Origin of the sequence: Actinacidiphila glaucinigra (genome assembly GCF_900188405.1) — a bacterium.
GTDB lineage: Bacteria > Actinomycetota > Actinomycetes > Streptomycetales > Streptomycetaceae > Actinacidiphila > Actinacidiphila glaucinigra.
Window position 1 is genome coordinate 108624 of the sequence record NZ_FZOF01000011.1, and the last position, 19764, is coordinate 128387.

At 72.3% G+C, this 19764-nt stretch carries 9 protein-coding genes; 4 read left to right on the top strand and 5 right to left on the bottom strand.

Annotated features, from left to right (window positions below):
• The first annotated feature begins 113 nt into the window (after positions 1-113).
• Positions 114-4319, top strand: coding sequence for a carboxypeptidase regulatory-like domain-containing protein (locus CHF15_RS22815; RefSeq protein ID WP_322975697.1), 4206 nt, complete (start codon positions 114-116; stop codon positions 4317-4319).
• A gap of 322 nt (positions 4320-4641) precedes the next feature.
• Here CHF15_RS22815 and CHF15_RS22820 read toward each other — a convergent pair whose 3' ends face one another.
• Both CHF15_RS22820 and CHF15_RS22825 read right to left on the bottom strand, forming a co-directional pair.
• Positions 4642-5055 carry a RipA family octameric membrane protein gene (locus CHF15_RS22820; protein WP_089225719.1) on the bottom strand — a complete coding sequence of 138 codons (414 nt, stop codon included), beginning with the start codon at positions 5053-5055 and terminating at the stop codon, positions 4642-4644.
• A 61-nt stretch (positions 5056-5116) separates the two neighbouring features.
• Entirely contained in the window at positions 5117-6400 is a 1284-nt protein-coding gene (locus tag CHF15_RS22825) for a S1 RNA-binding domain-containing protein (protein WP_089225720.1), read from the bottom strand.
• Between the two features lie 221 nt (positions 6401-6621).
• Here CHF15_RS22825 and CHF15_RS22830 point away from each other — a divergent pair, with 221 nt between their 5' ends.
• Entirely contained in the window at positions 6622-7839 is a 1218-nt protein-coding gene (locus CHF15_RS22830; RefSeq protein WP_143681617.1) for an AfsR/SARP family transcriptional regulator, read from the top strand.
• 45 nt (positions 7840-7884) lie between these two features.
• Here the strand turns inward: CHF15_RS22830 and CHF15_RS22835 are convergent, their stop codons facing one another.
• The 3 genes from CHF15_RS22835 to CHF15_RS22845 are packed head-to-tail and all read right to left on the bottom strand — an operon-like array spanning position 7885 to position 17473.
• Positions 7885-10422 (bottom strand): ATP-binding protein, encoded by a 2538-nt coding sequence (locus CHF15_RS22835; RefSeq protein ID WP_089225722.1) that lies wholly within the window; start codon positions 10420-10422, stop codon positions 7885-7887.
• Positions 10419-13769, bottom strand: coding sequence for a phospholipase D-like domain-containing protein (locus CHF15_RS22840; RefSeq protein WP_089225723.1), 3351 nt, complete (start codon positions 13767-13769; stop codon positions 10419-10421). Before CHF15_RS22840 ends, CHF15_RS22835 begins: the two co-directional genes overlap by 4 nt.
• Positions 13766-17473 (bottom strand): AAA domain-containing protein, encoded by a 3708-nt coding sequence (locus tag CHF15_RS22845; RefSeq protein ID WP_089225724.1) that lies wholly within the window; start codon positions 17471-17473, stop codon positions 13766-13768. Before CHF15_RS22845 ends, CHF15_RS22840 begins: the two co-directional genes overlap by 4 nt.
• 371 nt (positions 17474-17844) lie before the next feature.
• Between CHF15_RS22845 and CHF15_RS22850 the strand changes: the two genes are divergently transcribed.
• Both CHF15_RS22850 and CHF15_RS22855 read left to right on the top strand, forming a co-directional pair.
• Positions 17845-18168: a CATRA system-associated protein gene (locus CHF15_RS22850; RefSeq protein WP_089225725.1), complete on the top strand. Its 324-nt coding sequence runs from the start codon at positions 17845-17847 to the stop codon at positions 18166-18168.
• A gap of 37 nt (positions 18169-18205) precedes the next feature.
• Positions 18206-19753 carry a CATRA conflict system CASPASE/TPR repeat-associated protein gene (locus tag CHF15_RS22855; RefSeq protein WP_089225726.1) on the top strand — a complete coding sequence of 516 codons (1548 nt, stop codon included), beginning with the start codon at positions 18206-18208 and terminating at the stop codon, positions 19751-19753.
• Positions 19754-19764: the final 11 nt, after the last annotated feature.

Below are 19764 nucleotides of genomic sequence, written 5' to 3' on the forward strand. Positions count from 1 at the left end.
ACGACCCACCTGGCCGGGCGAAGCGATGTCTAATGGGGCCGCGGTGAATGGATTCATTCGCCATCTCCGCTCCGCAGTTGATCGCGCGTCACCGGACAGACGGGAACAGTTACGTGCATATACCAAGAAAGCTCGCGCGCTTCGGCCGGCACAGACTCACCGCGGGCCTGACGGCGCTGAGCCTGTCACTGCTGACCTTACTGGGGACGCAGGCGCCGGCCGCCGCGCAGACACCGTCCGGCGCGACGCGCGAGACCGCGGGCACCTCCAGGGACAACGGGCTGTCCATGGAGCCCTCCTGCTCCACGCCGAAGAAGAACGAGTTCGCGTGCTTCGCCCTGCGCCGCACGGACCTGCCGACCGCCAGACGGTCGTCGGAGCCGGCCGGCTACGGCGCCGGCGATCTGCGCAGCGCCTACGACCTTCCGCCCGGTGGCGGCGCCGGCCAGACCGTCGCGGTGGTCGCCGCGTACGACGATCCCACCGCCGAGCAGGACCTGGCGGTGTACCGGGAGCAGTTCGGGCTGCCGGCCTGCACCACCGACAACGGCTGCTTCCGCAAGGTCGACCAGCGCGGCGGCACCGACTACCCGCAGCCCGATCCCGAATGGGCCGGGGAGATCTCGCTGGACCTGGACATGGTCTCCGCGGTGGCGCCCAACGCGCACATCCTGCTGGTCGAGGCCGACAGCGCCGACCGCGAGGACCTCGGAGCGGCCGTCGACCAGGCCGTCGCGCTGGGCGCCAAGTTCGTCTCCAACTCCTACGGCTCCTATTACGACAGCTACCCCGGGGGCGGTGAGGACCCCGCCGAGACCACCGACCCGCACTACAACCACTCCGGCGTCGCCGTGGTCGTCGCTTCGGGAGACCTGAAGTACGGGGTCCCCTATCCCGCCGCCTCCCCCTACGTCACCTCGGTCGGCGGGACCTCCCTCACCCGCGACCCCAGCACTCCCCGCGGATGGTCGGAGTCGGTCTGGAGCAACGGCGACCGCGGCACCGGCTCGGGCTGCTCCGCGTACCAGCCGAAACCGGCCTTCCAGAAGGACACCGGCTGCCCGCGGCGTACCGTCGCCGACGTCTCGGCCGTCGCGGACCCCGCCACCGGCGTCGCGGTCTACCAGAGTTACGGGAACAGCGGCTGGCAGGTCTACGGAGGGACCAGCGCGGCCACGCCGATCATCGCCGGGGTCTACGCGGCCGCCGGAACCCCGTCCGCCGACAGCTACCCCAACTCCTACCCCTACGCCGCCGCCGGCGGACTCAACGATGTGACCAGCGGGTCCAACGGCGACTGCGACCCCGCCTATCTGTGCACCGCGGGGCAGGGATACGACGGACCGACCGGACTGGGCACACCCCGCGGCCTCGGCGCCTTCCGCGGCGGGCCGCGCGGGGAGGTCTCCGGTACGGTCACGGACTCCGGCACCGGAAGGCCGGTGGCCGGGGCGGCGATATCGGGCGGTGACGTCGTGGTGCACTCCGACGCCTCGGGTGCCTACGCCCTGTCCCTGCCGGCCGGAACCTACGACATCGACGTCGAGGCGTTCGGCTACGCGAGCGTGTCCACACCGGACGTCACGATCGCCGACGGCTCCGCCCTGACAAGGGACTACGCACTGCGGACGGTGCCCAGCCGCACGATCACGGGGAAGATCACCGACGGTTCCGGCCACGGGTGGCCGCTCTACGCCAGGATCGTCGTGGACGGTGCCCCCGGCGGCCCGGTGTGGACCGACCCCGCGACCGGCGCGTACAGCCTCAAGCTCCCCCAGAACCGCGCACACACCCTGCGGATCACGGCCTCCCTGCCCGGCTACGAGGAAGTCACCCGGCACCTCGCGGCCGGCACGACGGCGCAGACGCTCGACGTCCCGGTACCCGCCGACGTCTGGTCGGCCGGCGCCCCCGCCTACGCGCCGAAGCTGACCGGCCCGACCCAGCGGTTCACCTCGACGGATGCCGCGCCCGAGGGCTGGTCGGTCGTCAACGCCGAGGGAACCCAGGGCGGCTGGGCGTTCGACGACCCCGGAGGCCGGTCCAACACCACCGGCGGCGACGGCGGTTTCGCCGTGGTCGACAGCGATCACTACGGCTACCCGGCCGTCCAGGACTCCAGTCTGGTCAGCCCGCGGTTCGACCTCACCGGCGTCGCGGTCCCCGAACTGGCCTTCGACACCGATCTCATGCCCTTCTTCGGCCAGACCGCCGACCTCGACGTCAGCACCGACGACGGCGGGACCTGGAAGAACATCCGGTCCCTGACCACCGACGCGGCCGGCCCGAAGCACATCGACGTACCCCTGGCCGCGTACGCGGGCAAGCCCTCGGTCCGGGTGCGGTTCCACTACACCGCCTCCTACGCCCTGTGGTGGGCCGTGGACAACGTCTTCGTCGGCGGCCGGGAACTCACGCCCACCCCGGCCGGCCTGATCACCGGAACCGTCACCGACGCCAACACCGGCGCCGGGCTGGCCTCCGCCACCGTCACCGCCCCCGACGAGCCCGCCCTCAGCACCATCACGGCGTCGACGCCCGAGGACCCGAACCTGGGCGACGGCTTCTTCACCCTGACCGCGCCCCTGGGCAAGCACACCCTCACGGCGGCGACGCCGCACTACACCGAGCGGACCAAGACGGTCGCGACCCGCGCCGACACCGCCGTCACCTCGTCGTGGAAGCTCACGGCGGGCCGGCTGTCCCTGACGACCGACCCGATCGAGGCGACCGCGGTCCTGGGCAAGAGCGCGACCCACGAACTGACCATCACCAACACCGGTGGCGCCCCTGCCACCTTGACGCTGGCGGAACGAGCGGGCTCCGGCCGCACGGAGGACGGCGCACCGCTGCGGCGCGTCAGCCCGCGCCGGCTCCCGGCGTCCGGCGGCGACGCGCACTCCGCCCGGATCGACGGCCGGACCACACGGACCGGCGGACCCGCGACAGCCTCCGCCGAGACCGGGCCTTCGGGTGACGCCTGGAAGCCCGTGACCGACCTGCCCAAGGCCATCATGGACAACGTCGTCGACACCTACGACGGCAAGGTCTACTCGGCCTACGGGTACGACGGCGAGGACGACACCGGCGACCTCTACCGTCTCTCCCCCGACACGGGCACCTGGACCCGGCTCACCGCGTCCCCCCATCCACGCCGCGCACCCGCGCACGGCTTCATCGACGGCAAGTTCTACGCCGCCGGCGGCTGGGGCAGCAGCACCGGCGGCATCGACCCGGGCCTGGACGTCTACGACCCGGTCCGCAACACCTGGACCAGCGGCGCGAAGGCGCCCAAGGCCTACGCCGGATCGGGCAGCACCGTCCTCGACGGAAAGCTCTACACCATCGGCGGCTGCTCGGCCACGAGCTGCGGCACGACCGACGCCTCCGTCTACGACCCCCGGGAGAACCGCTGGTCCGAGATCGCCCCCTATCCGGAGCCCATCGCCTGGCAGTCCTGCGCCGCCATCGGCACCAGGATCTACTGCGCCGGCGGGGAGAGCGGAGGCGCCGTCGCCGTGTCCTCCACGTACGTCTACAACCCCGCCACCGACAAGTGGTCCGCCCTGCCCGACATGCCGATCCCGCTGTGGGGGGCGGCGTACACCGCGGCCAACGGACTGCTGCTGGTCTCCAGCGGAGTGACCGACGACAGCCGGCTCACGAACCAGGGCTTCGCCCTCGACCCCGCGACCGGCATCTGGGACGCCCTGCCCAACGCCAACACCCCCACGTTCAGAAGCGGCGGCGCGACGGGCTTCTACAAGGTCGGCGGCACCGTCGACGCCTACGAACTCTCCCCCACCACAACCGTCGAACTCCTGCCCGGCTACGACCAGGAGGGCCTGTCGGAGGTCACCTGGCTCGGCGAGTCCGCCAAGAAGATCACCCTGGCCCCCGGCCAGAGGACGGTGCTCACGCTCACCTTCGACACCGCGGCACTGGAGGTCGCCCAGCCCGGCGACTACGGCGCCCGGCTCGCCCTGTTCACCGACACCCCCTACGCGGTGCCCGACATCCCCGTCTCCCTGCACGTCGACCCGCCGAGAACGTGGGGCGCCATCAGCGGAACGATCCTCGGCGCGACCCCCACGGGAGGCACCGCCCCACTGGCCGGCGCGACCGTGCAGATCGACAGCTGGGCCGGATCCCACACGCTCACCACGCGCCCGGACGGCACCTTCGGCCTGTGGCTCGACACCCGCAACAACCCGCTGACCGTCATCGTCGCCAAGGACGGCTACCGGCCGACCGCGGCCACCGTCCGGCTCAAGAAGGGAGCCGTCGTCATCCACGACGTCACTCTCAAGCGGGCGTAGCCACCACCCCGGCGGCCGCGTCGCGTGCGTGGCGTCCGGCCGCGCGCAGCCCACTTCGGACCGCGTGCGGCCGCCGCCATGGTCCACCCGGACGATCAGCCGCGTCCTTTGGGCGCGCCGCGGCATCGCCGGGCGGGTCGTGGCGGGACGCTCTCCCTAGCCGCGGCGGGTTCTTCCCGTCGGCGGGCCGGGCGCCGTATCCCCGAGCACGGCGCCCGGCCACCGGCATCCTCCGCCGGCTGGGGCAGCGCCCCCACCGGGACCAGGACAGGCAGGGGCCCGGGTCGGCGTCTTGGACGCCGACCCGGGCCGCTGCCGGTTGCTACGCGGTCAGGGTGAGTACCACCGAGACCGTCTGCAGGAGCGCGAAGGCACATGGGACGACGCGCTCGGCCACACCCAGTTCGAGGTACCGGCGCGGCCTCGCCGCCCATTCGTCGCGGAAGACGGCTGTCGGCAGCTGCGCCTCCAGGGCGAGGATGCCGTCGAAGCGCCCCCGGCTGATCTGCCGGTAGGTCCGCAGCTGCCACCACCACAGGAGGCACATCAGCTGGGCTCCGGCCCACAGGAGTGCCGCCCCGGGCCACGTCAGCGGAAGCGTCGGCGTGAGGCCGGTGAGGGCGGTCAGCAGGGTGAGGAAGTAGGCGTTGGCGCCGGCGCGCCGGGCGGAGAGGCGGTCCGCGCTCTCCACCGCGGTGCGGTGCAGCTCCGCCAGGATCGAGGGTTCGCTGTTCATGGTGCCGCTCCTTCCGGCCTGCCGGCGGCCGCGGACGCGGCCACCGGCAGGCCTGGTCGTGTCAGGTGGCCGTGGCGGGTTCCTGGTCGTCGAGGTCGGCGATGTCGCGGACGGAGATCCGGTCGCGCTCCAGGTCGATGTGGGTGATCTCGACGTCGAGCACCTCCCCGCGGTCGACACCGCCGGCGTTCAGGTCCCGGCGCAGCTCCGCCGTCATGGCCGAGCAGTGCAGGAACACCGGCCGCCTGCGTCCCTCGACGGACAGCAGCAGGTAGCCGCCCTGCCCTTCGGGCGCCACCTTCACCACTTCGCCCTCCAGCCGGTCCCCGACGGCGAGCACGGGGCCGGAGTCGGCCCGGCCCTGCGGGGCGGCCGGTGAGGTGCCCTGCGGGGCGGGGCCGTCGAGGTGGAGCGTGATGCGGCGCCGTCGGGCCTCGATCTCCGTGACCGCGACCTGCAGCCGGGCTCCGGGGACGGTGTGGAATCCCGGGGGCAGCGCACTGCGTGGTACGAGTCCGTTGAGGGGTCCCGCCACCCGCACGAAGACCCCGGCCTCGCGCACGCTGTGCACCGTGCCGGTGAACGCGCGCCCCACCGGGTGGGTGGTGGCCAGTTCCTGCCACGGGTTGGGCCGGCCGGTGAGCAGGGTGTACTTGGCTCCGCCGCTCGGCGACATCTCGAACGCGCCGTCCAGCCGGTCGCCGACGTTGTAGAGCCGGGTCATGTCGGGGACGATGCGCGCCCAGTCCACGTCCTCTCCGCCGAGCACGCCGTGTGCGCCGTCGTCGCCGCGCACGACCACGAACTCGCGGCTGACGGAGACCACCTGGGCGCGGGCCGGCACCGTTCCGCCGGTGGCCATGGGGATGAGGGCCATCTCCTGGACGGGCTCCTCGCAGACCGCCTTCAGCTGTACGCGCAGCTCGTCGCGCATGTGCGACATGTCCGCGTAGCTGTTGCTGTAGGGGATGTGGCGCAGGCCCCGGATGTCGCTGGGGATGTCCTCCGCGCTCTGGGACAGGTAGACCATCCGCTTGCCGATCAGCTTGGCCGCCATGTACTCCATCGCCACGTTCGGGGCGCGGCAGGAGAAGTCGCAGACCACCGCCTCCGCCTGCTGGATGGCGCGCCAGACGGCGTCCAGCACGGATGCCGGCCCGTAGACCGAGTCGGCGCGGACCGGCTTCATGCCGGCCTCCCGGATGGTGGCGCTGACGACCTCGGTGTACAGCCAGTCGAAGTCGAACGAGGTGCCGTCCTGGAGCGCCTTCGTACCGAAGGGCCCTATGTACAGGACGGTGCCGGGGATGGGCTGTTCGTCGCGGGTGAGGCGTATCTCGTGCATGGTGCTGTCCTTCCGGTTCGGCCCGGGGATGTCGCCGGGCGGGGATGAGGACAGGTAAGCGGCGCCAACCGCGGTGTGGGGAAAGGCCGGTGCTGAGGTTTTCGCCCGGCCGGGCACGGATCTTCCGGAAAACCTCAGTACGCCGTCAGCGTCTATCGCGACGTGACATGATGTGACATGGTGGGATAGCCGGGCCGTGCCCGTCGGTCGGGGGTGGGTGCATGAGCGAATCGGCTGGTCTTTGGCGGATCCGGGTGCTGGGTCCCCTGGAGTTGACGCGGGACGGAGACCCCGTCGCCGCCCCGGGACCCATACCTTCCGCGGTGCTGACGGCGCTGGCACTGGCCGGTCGCCGCGGACTCCACGTCCGCGAGTTGCTCGGCTCGGTGACGACGCGCAGCGGTGAGCCGGCGATGCGTCTGCGCAACACTCTGGAGCGGCACATCTCGGACCTGCGCCGGCTGGGGTTGCCGATCCCCAAGTACGGTTCGCTGGTCACCGAGGGCTATGCGCTGCCACCCGATGTGGCCGTGGACGCCTGGGAGTTCAGTGCCGGGGTCGCGGCCCTGCCGCCCGTTCCGGCACCGCGGCGGGTCGCGGAGCTCCTGGCCCTGTGGGCCGAGGATCCGCGCTCGGTCCATGTCCGTGTCGCCCCACGCCGCTGGGACCGGGTGATCCGGGCCCGTGATCAGTTGCTGCGGCTCGTCGAGAGCACCGGCCTCGGCTCCCCCGAACTCGCGGACTTCGTGGCCCTGTTCCCCTCCGACCCGGCGTGCGCCGCGTTGCGGGACCGGTTCGCCCGGCAGGCCCGCAAACGCCTGCTGGTGGTCGAGGACCAGAACCTCTCCCTCGTCGTCAGCGCGCTGGACGGCTACGACTGCCTGCCCGTCGCCGGGCGCGACGCCTGGTACGAACTGGTCAACTCCCGCCGCGAGGACGTGCTGCGGCTGGACGGCGCGCTCATCGACCTGCATCTGACCGACGGATACCGCGACGAGCAGGGGCTGGACATCGCGGAGTGGCTGGCCGATCACACGGCGACGCCCGCGGCCCTCATGACCATGGCCCCGCCGGCCGGTGATCTGGTGGAGGGCACGCAGGTTCAGCGGGCCCGCTACCGCCTCACCCAGATCATCTACAAGGGACGCGACGGACTGGACGTGACGGGGATCAGGAACGCCGCCCGCGTGCTCACCTCCGACGAGGACCGGCATGTGCGGGCGCGCCTGCACACCTCTGTCGCCTGGGCGCGCTTCCACGCGCAGGAGCGGCTGGCCACTCCGCCGACCGATCGGACCAGGCGCCGGCTGCAGGAATGCGAGCGGGAGGCCGAGGCCGCTCTGCGCGAAGTGCGCGCCGGTGACCTGCGGCAGGCGCAGTCAGCGGTGCGCGAGTTCGTCGACCGATGGCAGCCCCGGGAGGGCTCCGTCCTGCGGTGACCCCTGACGGGCGTCCGCTCGGGCGGGGCTGTGTGCGGCGGCGCTTCACGCCGGGGGCTCGCCGCCGTCCGGGCCGGATGCATCAGGCGTCGGCGTCCCGGCGGGCGCCGTGAGGCAGGGCAGCCACACCCGCAGGTGGGCACCGCCCAGTGCGGAGTGCGTCAGGATGTCGACGGTCCCGCCGCTCTCGCGGATCATCTGCCGTGCCGACCTGAGCCCTGATCCGGCGCTTCCGTGCCGGGAGAACTCTCCCCCGCCCAGCAGGACGGTGCGCTCCTCATCGGTCAGTCCCGGCCCGTTGTCCTCGACGTCCACGACGCACCACTGGCCATCCTCCCCCTCGGGTCCGCTCTGCGCCGTGTGGACCTTCATCGTGATCAGGGGGAGGTCGGGAGGTGCTGCTCGCACCGCCTGGACGGCGTTGACCAGGAGGTTCTCGAGTGAGATCTCGATGTAGGAGCGGACGGCGTGGACCTGCCGGGGGCCCGGGCCGTCGCTGAAGTGCCGGATGCGCACGCCGGTGTTGAACTCGACCCGTCGGGTGAGCGAGCGGGTGAGCTCGTCGAGGTCGAGCGGTGCCGGGGGCTGGCCGTACTCCTCGAGCGCCTGCCGGTACTGCTCTCCGCTGAGTTGCCTCACCTGGTCGATGAGCCGGTCGACCATGCCGCGGGTCTGGCCGTCGGCCGCCTGCGCGACCTCGCGCAGGTCTCCGATGACGCCGGCGACGATGTTGTCGTTGCGGTGGCCGATCGTGGCGACGGCCTGTTCGGCGAGCGCGGTCCGGGCGTGGGCCTGTGCGTCTTCGGAGCGTTCGGACAGTTCCCTCAGCGCTTCGCGCGCCAGGGTTTCCGCGCCTTCGGCGAGCAGTGCGCCCAGGCCTGAGTCGAGTGTGGTGTAGGTCTGCTTGTCGCGCTGCAGCAGTCCTGCCGTCTGCAGGCGGGACAGGGAGCGGGCCGGGGTGATCTGCCGGGCCACCCTCTCCCCCGCTTCATCGGTGACGCCCATCAGCGGCAGGTCGGTGAGGAGGTCGTCCTCACCGAAGGGTTCTGCGCGGTGCAGGGTGTAGGCGATGCCCAGGACCGCACGGTCCTCCGGATCCAGCGTGCCGAGGGCCTGCCGGCGGACCGCCTCGCGTATGCCGGCGCTGCGGATGGCGTCGAGCGCCCGGAGCTCCAGTCGGCGGGTGTGCGCCGGCAGCGGGGTGAGGAGCCGGCTGAGCACCTCCCGGAGCACGGCGGGGTGCCCGCCGGTCTCGTACAGCAGGATGTCGATGACCACGGCGTCGGCTGCCACTCCGCACAGGTCGAGGAACCAGGAGAGCGCCTCGCGCGGTGCCGCTCCCGAGTCCAGCACGATGCCGTCGTCGGGTGAGGTGAGCTGTGCGTGCGCGAGTTGCGGGACGAGGTGGCGCAGCAGGTTGATGCGGTAGGTCGGGGTGCTGCGGACGGTGCCCCGTGCGGGGCGGGCCAGCAGGGCGAGGAGCTGGGCGGCGGTGAGCACGGCCGTGCCGCCGTCTCCTTCGGCTTCCGGTGGTGTGCGCTCGGGGTGGCCGACGTCCCGTACGAACCAGATGACCGGCCGGGCCAGTTCGGCCGGTGGGGGCGTGTGCGGACCCGCCACCCACAAGGGCATGCCGGCGCGGCGGGTCAGGCGGAAGCCGGGCAGCCGGGCGTCGCCGAGACCGACGAGGGTGGTGGCGAAGCCGTCTTCCAGGGCGGTGACCGGCGAGCGGACGTCCTCTCCCAGGAGCCGTCCGAGTGCGGTGGCGAAGGCTCCCGCGGTGGGTGCGTCGAGGTGGGCCGCCAGGTGCCGCAGGGTGTCGACGACTTCCTGGCCCGCGGAGTCGACCTCGGTGACGCGGGCCAGGTGGGGTGGCAGCGGTGGCCGGACGTTGGGCCGGTAGTGGAGCAGGACGACGTCCAGGTCCCGGCCGAGTGCGGAGTCCCACAGGGGAGGCCGGGCGACCGTCGCGGGGCCTCCGCTGTAGCCGTCCGTGACCTTGGACCGCAGCAACTGCCGGGCGGTGGGGAACTCGCCGGCCACGATGCAGGCCTCGACGGCCGCGGCGTGATCGGGGTCGAGGGCCTTGCTTCTGGTCTCCGCCAGCAATTCGGCCCGGAGTGCGTCCTCCGCTTCCTCGACGAGGCGTTTCGTGGTGGCGAACGCTGCCGCGATGTCGTCCGCGGGACCCGCGGTGAGCGGCTGCGAGCCGAGGCTGAGGTTCGCCCTGCGGGCCCGTTCGACGAGGGTGGCCGTCTCTTGGTCGATGGCGGCCCGCCGGTTCCGGTGGGCGCCGGCGAGGGCCTCTTCGATGCGGTGGCGCGCGGCGGCGGGGATCTCCGTCCAGACGGAGGCCGCTGTGTCCTCCTCCGCGAGCAGGTCGTCGACGAGGGCCAGTTCGCCGTCGGCTATGAGTTGTTCGATGCCCTCCGTGACGCTCAGTGGCGCGGCGAGGCCGGCCAGGATGCCGCGGGTGACCAGGGGGTCGTCGAGGGGCTCGCCGGTGTGCACGGCCCGGGCGAGCCGCGGGTAGCGCCACCGTCCGGACCAGGAGGCGAGGATCTCGTGCAGTGGGTGCGTCAACGGGACCCCCAGCGGGCCAGTTCCTCGATGTCGTCGAGGAAGGTGCGGGTCAGGCTCCGCTCGGGACCGGTCATGTGCGCCGTGGCCTCGCCGAGTGCCTCCCAGCGGGAGGCGAGCCAGCGGCCGAACGGCTCGGCCCCCGGGGGAAGCGCCGCCTGAGTGCCCTCCTCTTCCCCGTACAGAGCAAGGACGGCCTGAGTCTGCGCGATGACCGGGTCGAGCCGGTTCAGATAGCGCTTGAGGTGCGCGCCGTGCATGGGCGGGTGCTGGGGTGAGACCTTCGCGCCGGTGCTTTCCACCAGGCGCACGGGATCGTGAACGGCCTCGGCCGTCTCGCGCCAGGCACGCAGGCCGTCGGCGGTGCGTTCCCCGGCGATGCCGGTCAGTTGCGCGAACTCGCCCTCGACGTTGTCGAACAGGTGGCGGTGGGTGCGTGTGCTGGTGGTGTTCTCGAACGTCAGCGCCTTCGCGTGGTGCAGCAGCCGCTGGAGGGTCTGCCACGCCGCGTCGAGGGTTCGTTCCCGCTCCGAGCCGCCGAGTGCGCGCCGCACCTGCGCCAGGGGTATGGGCTGGTAGGCGCGCTCCCAGTAGGTCGTCGTCTGCTCGGCCAGCTCCGCCCAGACCTCGCGGAGTTCGGCGCCGAGCAGGTTGACGACGTCCAGCGCCTCGAGGTCGCCGCGCAGCAGTATGGCCGTGGCGGCGGCCGCGAGTGCGGTGTTCCGCTCGTCCTCGTCCGGGTTGTCCAGGGCGAGTTCGGTGAGGGCATCGGTGAGGAACGGGGTGTGGCGGGCGGCGGCGAGGAGGGTGAGCGGGACCCGTGGCCGGTGCTGTGGGGCGGGCAGTGCGTGGCGCAGGACCGCCGCTTCGACGTAGCGCGCGTCACGCCAGCAGTCGGCGATCAGCCAGCGCTGCCAGCGCTCGGTGTCGCTCGCCGTGGAGCCGGTGGCGGTGGCGTGGTCGCTGAGACAGCCCGCCGCCACCGGGCGGACCAGTTCGGGCGGCGCTTCTTCACCGAGTGCGTTGAGGACGGCCCACGGGTCGCCGGAAGCGGTGAGCACGTCGCGCAGGCGGGCCGGTGTGGGCGGGGCGCCGGGGGTGTAGGCGCTCAGGAGGTCCTGGGCGCCGGCGTAGGCGGAGCCGGACCCGACGACGGAGGTGTGGCGCGGCGGTGCCGCGCCCAGGGCGGGCTGAGGGGTGGGCGCGCCGAGAGCGGCGGCGACGGTGTCTGCGGCCGCCCGGCCGGTGAGACGGACGCTGAGCTCCGAGGAGAGTCGGTGGCGTCCGTACCGGCCTTCGAAGGAGAGGTAGTTGAAGCTGCCGACGACGGCGTTGTCGTCCCACAGCAGGACCTTGGCGTGGTTGGTGCTCTCCAGGATCCGCAGGCTCTCGGGGTGTTCGCCGCGCAGGAGTGCGAGGGCCGTTCGGGCTTCCTCGTACCGCTCACGGCGCGTCCCCGTGCTGTGCTCGAGCGCGGCGTAGCAGAGGGTGATGTGCACTCCGCGTTCGAGGCAGGCGCGCAAGGCTCCCAGCATGCCCTGGTCGACCACCTCGGCGGAGAGCCCGTCGGAGGCGATCACCAGGCGGTGCGTGGCCTTGCCCAGGGCGTGTCGGAGCAGGCTGCGGTGCGCGTCGTCGGTGACGAGGCGGATGGAGGGCAGCGCCCGGTCCTCCAGGAAGGCCCGGCTGCGTTCGACGTGCTCCAGCCAGCCCTGGGTCCACACGCGCACGGACGCCTCGGCGTCCCTGTGCTCGCCCGGTGGCTGGATGGACAGTGCCGGGGGCGCCTGGGCCTCCGTGGGCTCGGTGCGGGAAGCCTGCGTCCGCCGGGCCGGGTCGCCGTCCGCGGGGCCCGGTGGCCCGGTGGCGGCGCTCTCCTGGCCGGCGTCCTTGGATGCGCGGACCTGTACCTCGCGGCTCTGCGGATAGGAGGGGACGACCGAGCGGACCCAGCCGAGCAGGTCGCTCACGACGATGGGGCCGGATGGTGCGGCGGCTTCCAGCAGGACGCCGACTTCGGGGCGGTCACCAGCAGCGGAGAGGACGTTCCTGCTGGTCACCAGGGCTGTGTGGTGGTCGCAGACGACGAGCTTCGCGTGGGTGCGGGACGTGGTGCGCGGGATGACGACCCGTTCCAGGGCTCCGGCGGGGGCTTGGCGCGCCAGGTCCTCCAGCGCGTTGCGGGTCTGCTCGTCCATGGCCTCGTCGTACGCGCTGTCGGCGTCGGCGCCCCAGACCAGCACGATGCGCACGCCGCGCCGGACGGCGGCGCTCAGCGCGTCGAGATGCCCGGTGAGGGCCCGGTACCTGATCCAGGGCCCCACGATGACCAGTTGGGTGTGCGCGGTGGCGATGAGCCGGTCCACCACCGCGTGGTGGTCCGATGCCGGCACGGTCGTGACGCGCATCTCCCGCTCGACCCGGTCCCGCAGGAGACCGTCGAGTTGCCGTGCGTCGTCGGCCATCTCCTCGTGCCACGCATGCCGCCGGCCGGCCGGAATGTCGGGGGCCCTCTCGACGCGGGCCGCCAGTCTGGCGAGCGCGGTCTCCGCGCTGGGCGGTTCGAGCAGTGCGCCCTGGGCTCCTTGGCGCAGTTCGGCGTAGACGGCGCTGCGGGGGCTGGCGGCGAAGAGCTGGGTGAGCCGCTCGGAGGCGGCCTCCCGCAGTTCGGCGGGAACGAGGTCGTCGACGACCGTCACGGTCAGCCGCTGCCCCTCCTCGTCCCAGTGGGGATGGACCTTCATCTCGATCCAGCGTCGCCCCATCGTCTCGCGCAGCCCGGGTGGGGGTATTCGGTAGGACTGGACGAGACGGGAGCGTCCCTGGATGCGGGTGCGGGTGCGATCCGGCTCCTCGGGCTCCGTACGGCGCAGTGCCTCGTTCAGCGCGTGGAGCACGCTGTGCTGCGGCAGGTCCTCCAGGCCCACGCGCCGGTCGTCGGCGGGGACGCACAGACGGGGGTGAGGCGGCCGCTGCCGCCCCCTGGCGGGCAGGACGCGCCGCGTGAGCTTGTCGATCATGAGGTCGCACGGTTGCTGCACCGCCTCGGCGCCGCCCAGGCGGCCCATGTCGTCGGCGACCACGCAGGCCGCGACCTGATCGGACACGGCGACGGTGGCGGCCCGGTGGTCGACGGTGAGGTGGCCGTGCCGCCACAGGTCGTAGATCAGGTCGTCGATGATGCGGCGCCCGAGCCCGAGCCGCTGCTCGAGCGCGCCCACCTCGTTGAGGCCCGCGTGCACGGCTCGGAGCACGAGGTCCTCCATCGGGGAGACGGTGTCGCCGAAGCCGACGCGCACGTGCACGCGCACGACCTCGCACGGCACGTAGACGATCACGACCGCGCTCATCGGGACTCCAGGGACAGTACGTCCGTCGCGTTGACGATGTGCCCGTCGGTGTCGACGCACTGGCACACCTGCCGCCAGAAGTCGTCCTCCGCCTCGTAGCGCGCGTAGTGCTCCCAGTCCCCCACGATCACCAGCAGGCGTCTGGCCCGGGAGAACATCACGTTGATCAGGTCGCGCCTGCTGAGGTGGCCATAGCTCTCCGCGGTGCTTCCGCCGCCGCGGACCTTGTTGCGTACGAGCGAGACGATCACGATGTCGGCCTCTCGGCCCTGGAAGGCGTGGATCGTCTGGACGCGGTGGGCGAGGTCGCCGTACTGGCGGAGGCGTTCGGCCTGCTGCCGGTAGGGGGTGAGGACGGCGAGCGGTTCGGCGCTGTAGCCGTCCCTGCGCGGTTCGGGCCGGGGTTCCATGGCCGAGACGATGGCGTTGACGATCTCGGCCTCACCCTCGTTGCGCCAGTGGGGCTGCTCGGCGCAACGCGCCATTCCGGCGGTGTCCACCCACACCAGGGCGCGGCCGCGGAGCCAGTGGGGGAAGCGCAGTGGCGGCGGCTGCTCGTCGTGGCGGGTCGCCAGGCCGCCGGGCCTGAGGCCGTCGGCCGGCGGTGTCTCGTTGTCGCGCAGTTCCCGCGGGTAGAAGACGCGGCTGATGATGTCGGCGATGGGCTTCCGCATCCTGAACTGGGTGGAGAGCATCGCCGTGGGGCGCTCGATGGCCTTGCCCGCCGGCGTCTTGGACGGCTCGAAGAGGTTGCGGAAGAGGTCGAAGGCCTCCAGGTAGGCGTCGCTTCGTTCGCCGTCCTCGGCGAGGCTGGTGTTGGGGTCGCCGACGCAGGCGGCGAGGAAGCGGACCACCTCGTCGCGCCGGTGGGCCGGCAGTTGGTAGTGGTCGCCGATGAGCGTCCATCGCACGCCGCGGACGAGGGGGATGGCGAGTTCCGTCGGCCAGGCCTTCGCCGCCTCCTCCACGACGACCCAGTCGAAGGCGGAGGCACCGTCGGCCGCTCCCACGTTGCGGGGGGTGGCGGTGGCGCAGGTGGCGAAGACGATGTTGGCGCCGCGTTGGAGGCGGTCCGCGAGCTCCGGCAGGATCGACACGCCGTCGCTCTCGCGCAGCAGTTTCCGCCACCTCTCCAGGATGGGCCGCAGCCACGGGTCGACGCCCGCGGCGACGGAACGGTCGATGTGCGCGCCCATCTGGCGGGCGCGGCGTACGGCGAGTTCGTCGCGCAGCCACGGCCGGACCGTGTCGTCCGGGCTGCTGCGCTGGGAGACCATGCGCAGGGCGATCGGCACGTCGCCGAGACGGTCGGTGGGTCCGTCGTCGTCGAGGGCGCCGATGTCGCGCAGGATGCGCGCGGCAAGGTTGTCGAGGGTGAAGTTGGACTGGGCGGACACCAGGATGCGGTGGGTGGAGTGCTGCTCGAGGTAGGCGGCGATGGCACGGGAGGTCACCGTGGTCTTGCCGGTGCCCGGCGGCCCCTGGAGGGCGAAGAACTGCTGGTGGGTGAGGATGTCCTGCACCGCTTTGCGGCCGCCTCCCAGCAGTCCCTCGCCGGCTCGCGCCCAGCGGTGGGGCAGTGTCCTGATCGACCGGGGGTTGCGGATCTGGGAGAGGAGGGGCCGCAGGCCGAACAGTTCCCAGCGTGCGTCGAGCTGACGGCGCAGCACGGCCTCGGAGCCCACATCGTCGGCGGGCCGGATCCAGCCCCGCCGGGGGATGCCGGGTTCGCCGTGCTTGCGGCGCAGGATGATGCGGTCCTGTCCCTCGCTGCGGACCACCTGCGCCTGGACCCCGCGGGTGCCGGCGTCCTTGCGGTCGCTGTCGCCGCCGTACAGCTCGACGTCGGCGCTGCCGCCCTCCTCGCTCTCGAGACGGCCGAAGAAGTCGCCGAAGTCGGGGCGCAGGTCGGGGTGGCGGGCGTACTTGGTCAGGAGGGGCTGGCGGAAGATGCGGTCCTGGTCCCGGCGGCGGTCCCAGGACACCAGCACCTCCACGTCGTTGTCGCCCGGTGCGTGCGGGTCGAGTTCGTAGGGGTACCGGCGGGCCTGGAGTTCGACGCCCTGGAACTCCAGCAGCCAGTCGATGGCCCGCTGGTAGTCCAGCTGTGCGGTCGTCGCGCCGCCCACGGGGCGTATCGCGTCGATGACGGCCGCCCATGAGGGCCTTCCCTGCCGCAGAGCGGTCAGCCGTGCCCGCGGCATGCGGTGGTCGACGACCTGGACATCGGGCAGGCGCCGACTGCGGGAGAGCGACTGCAGGTCGTCGAGGCGGGCCTCCATTCCCGGCGCGTCGCGCTGCGCGACGTACTTGACGAGCAGGACCTCGCGCAGCGGCGTACCCAGCGCCTGCCCTTGCACCGGGCGCATCAGCTGCCCGAACCACAGGGCCCGCCGCCCCACCAGGACGGTCGTCGCCTCGCGTTTGGCGTCCCTTGTCCCGCCGCCGACATAGGGGTCGGCGCCCTCCTGGGAGAACAGCACCTGTGTCCCGCGCAGTTCACCGGTCAGAAGATCGGCGATCTCCCGCACCCCCTCGGGGCTGACGGCCTCGTTCTCCAGCCATCCCCACCGCCCGAGGGTCTCCTCGCACCTCTCGGGCATGAAGGCGACCAGGAGCGGGCGGCTGCTGCGTTCCTGGCCGAGCGCCACCACGTTGTCCTCGTGGTTCTCGCTCAGCTCGTTGACGACCTCCGCCGCGGTGGGCCGCTGCGCGGGATCCTCGTCCAGCATCCGGCGCAGCACGGACGCGAGGGCGGGTGGCAGGTCGGTGGTACGCAGCGCTCCCCGCATGTGCTCCCCCAGGCGCCGCAGCTGCCCGCGGGTCTCGGCCACGGCCGCCGGGTCTTCGGGCACCCGGTCCGGTACGAGCTCCGGGGGGAAGGAGCCGACGAACCACTCCCAGGCGATGGCCGCCAGCCCGTACACGTCGGCTTGCACGGACTCGCTGCGGTTGGACTGCTCGCCCTCCATCGGCAGCAGGTGGCGGACACGTTCGGGCGGCAGGTACGGCAACGGCTCGGGGCCGCCGAGCGTGAGCCGGCGCAGGTCCTCCGGCGCCGCGGTGGAGTCCACGGTGGCGGCGTCCAGGAGGCTGGAGACGAAGGCGCTCATCTCGAACCGTGCCAGTCGCAGGTGGGTCTCTCCCGGTCCGGCCCGGTACTCCGGCACGACGTCGATCGTCTCCGGTGACAGGTTGCGGTGGGCCAGCCGCAGATCGTGCAGGACGGCCAGGCCGTCGGCGAGGTGCTCGAACTGCCGCAGTGCCTTGACCGGGGCGCGCCGGTACGGTTCGGGCCCCTCCTCGGCGAGGGTGTAGTCGGAGCCCTCGGTGGCGACGAAGGCCACGCCGTCGACGTCGGCGCCCGCCTCCCGTACCGTCTCGGTGTCCTGGTAGCCGCCGGCGAGCAGCTGGGGCAGGGCGGGATGGTCCAGGCCGGACAGCCGGGAGAGCGCCCGGATCTCCTGGTCCCACAGCAGACCGCCGAGGCTGGAGAGCCCGAGGTAGACATCGACGTTGATCATGCGGGCCGAGACGTCGTCGCCCTCGAGCAACTGGCAGGTGTACATGCGCCCGTCCAGCAGTGCCTTGCAGGCCGGTTCGCCGTCCGGGTCGAGCGGGACGTACGGCCCGTAGCGTGCCGTCTCCTCATCGCAGCAGAAGTACGTGACCATCCGCTGCGCGATCTGCGTGTCCCCCGCCACGGTGCCCCCTCACAGAGATCCGTGTGTACCTGCCTCGCAGTATGCCCAAGTATGCGTCAGTGCAGTGGTGATACGCACTATGTCTACGGCCGGTCGCGGCAACCGCGCCAGAACCCCGCCGACGTCGTCATCTGCATCCGTTCGGAACGCGTCCGCCGGCACCGCGCATGAGTGAGCGACGGCCGCCGGTGACCCCGGTGGGAATCAGCGGAGGCCAGGGGTCCCACGCCGCGCCGGATGCAGCAACTGCGCGCCCCGATCGCCGAGTCGGGAATTCCAGCCGCGGGCGGGCGCCGAGCGATATCCTTGGGCCCTCATTCCGGGAGCGGACACGGGAAAGCAGCAACGGGGGGCCACCGGTGGATGCGGAAGTGAGGCGGCGTGCCGTCAACCGACTGCGGGCGCTCGACGACTGGCTCCTGTCGGCCGAAGGATGGGCCCGCGTGGAGGAAGTGCTCGGGGAGCTGAACGAGGCAGTGGCCGCCGGCTCCAACGACGCGATCGACAAGAGCCTCGCCGGTCTGCAGGCAATGGAGTCCGCCAATCGGGCCCGGACCCTGCCCGGCGCCCGGAAGACCCCCATCCCCGCGGACCGGCGCGAACAACGCAACGTCCTGGTCGGCAGGCTCACCCTCGACCTGAACGGTCCGGACGGACCGCGCGACCAGAGGGGCACGCACCCCGCGACCGACTGAGCGCCATTCGCCTACGTCTGGAATCGGGTGACGCCTGGTGCAACGGTTCGTCAAACCGTCGCTGATCATCACATGCTTCGTACCGGCCACGCCGGAGGCGGAAGACACCGCCGCCCACGCATACCTCGCACGCCTGTGGGACGCGTGCGGCCTGCTCGGCATCACCGAGGCGTTCGGCGGGCTGCCGTCACGCGAAGAACCCGCCCCCGAATCCGACGCCGTCGCCGCGGAGTTCACCATCCTCGAAGCGGCGACGCGGGAGGACGGCCCGGGCATCCATGCCGCGTTCCGGTTCGCCGAGCACGATGTACGGGGGCTGGTCGCGCTGCTGGCGCCGAACGACCTCGACACGGGACTCGGGCAGTGGAACACCTTGCTGGACCAGTGGTCGACGGCCCTGACCGCCGCGGGGGTCACCGACCCCCCACCGGACGGAATCCTCGGCGAGTTCCGCGTGTTCACGGCGCTGCACCCGGCAGGGACACCCCGGTCGCAGCCGCCCGTGGCCGAATCGGTCCGACGGCACGCACCGCCGTCCGGCGCGGACGATGACACCTGGTGGCGTGGGCACGACGTCACAGAGCACGGGTTCTCGGTCTGGCGCACCGGCCCGGGAGACCCGAGGGACGTGGTGACGGACTTCTGCGTCCTCGCCCCGCTCCGAGCGGAGGGCGCACTGGACGAATGGGTCTGGGCGAGGGAGGGCGAGAACGGCTTACGGCCGCTGACCCGCTACCTGATGCACGCCGCCAAGGCCGGCTACGAGGCTCGCCGGTACCACACGCTCGCCTCCGAGAAGCCCCTGCACAAGCGCCGGGCCGCCAGCGACCAGGAGAGCCGCGCCCTGCTGCGTGCGCTGCAGCCCGGTGCCTCCGGCGAACCGGTCAGCCTCAAGGACGTCCTTGCGGCGGCCGCCATGCTCGACCAGACCCAACTCGGGCCCCACGGAACACTATGGGCGATCACCCAGCATCGCGACCTGGCCCGCACGGTGAACATCGCCGTCACGAACATGCGCCTGCACACGCCCCGGCTGCGGCGCGTCGGAGCCGGTCCGTCCTGGCCCGAGCGCGATCTGGCCGCGGCCGAGAACCTGATCGCCCAGGTCCAGAACGATGTGGAATACCTGTCGACCGCCCGCGAACGCGCCGAGGCGGCGCGCACCGCGGCCACCGCGGTCACCGACCGGGCGTTGAACGAGTACCGGAACCGGCTGAGCCTGGTGCAGACCTCGACACTGGGGTCGCTGCTCACCGCGCTGACCGTGGTGCAGTCCCTCGACTACGACCTTCCGCTCCCGAAGTCCGCCCAGTTGCCGACCATCCTCGTCCTCGCGGCCGTCGCGCTGCTCCTCCCGCTGGTCGTGCTCAGGCAGGCCGCGGTATCCGCGGCCTCGCTCCCCTACCGCTGGATCGACTCGGCGGCCGCGGGCCTGCTCGGATCCTCGGTGTGCTGGCTGGCGCTGACACTGTGGCGCCTGCACCTCGGGCACGCCCCGCCGACGCCCGTCATGACAGTGAGCGCATGCGCGGCCGTCGGCCTGGCCGTCACCGCGGCGGTCCATCGGGCGGCCCGCCGCCGCTGACTCCCCCGACC

What these genes read in the sequence shown, in the direction of transcription:
- CHF15_RS22820 (WP_089225719.1), bottom strand. Translation starts at nt 5,055, where the DNA reads ATGAACAGCGAACCCTCGATCCTGGCGGAGCTGCACCGCACCGCGGTG.
- CHF15_RS22825 (WP_089225720.1), bottom strand. Translation starts at nt 6,400, where the DNA reads ATGCACGAGATACGCCTCACCCGCGACGAACAGCCCATCCCCGGCACC.
- CHF15_RS22830 (WP_143681617.1), top strand. Translation starts at nt 6,622, where the DNA reads ATGAGCGAATCGGCTGGTCTTTGGCGGATCCGGGTGCTGGGTCCCCTG.
- CHF15_RS22840 (WP_089225723.1), bottom strand. Translation starts at nt 13,769, where the DNA reads ATGAGCGCGGTCGTGATCGTCTACGTGCCGTGCGAGGTCGTGCGCGTG.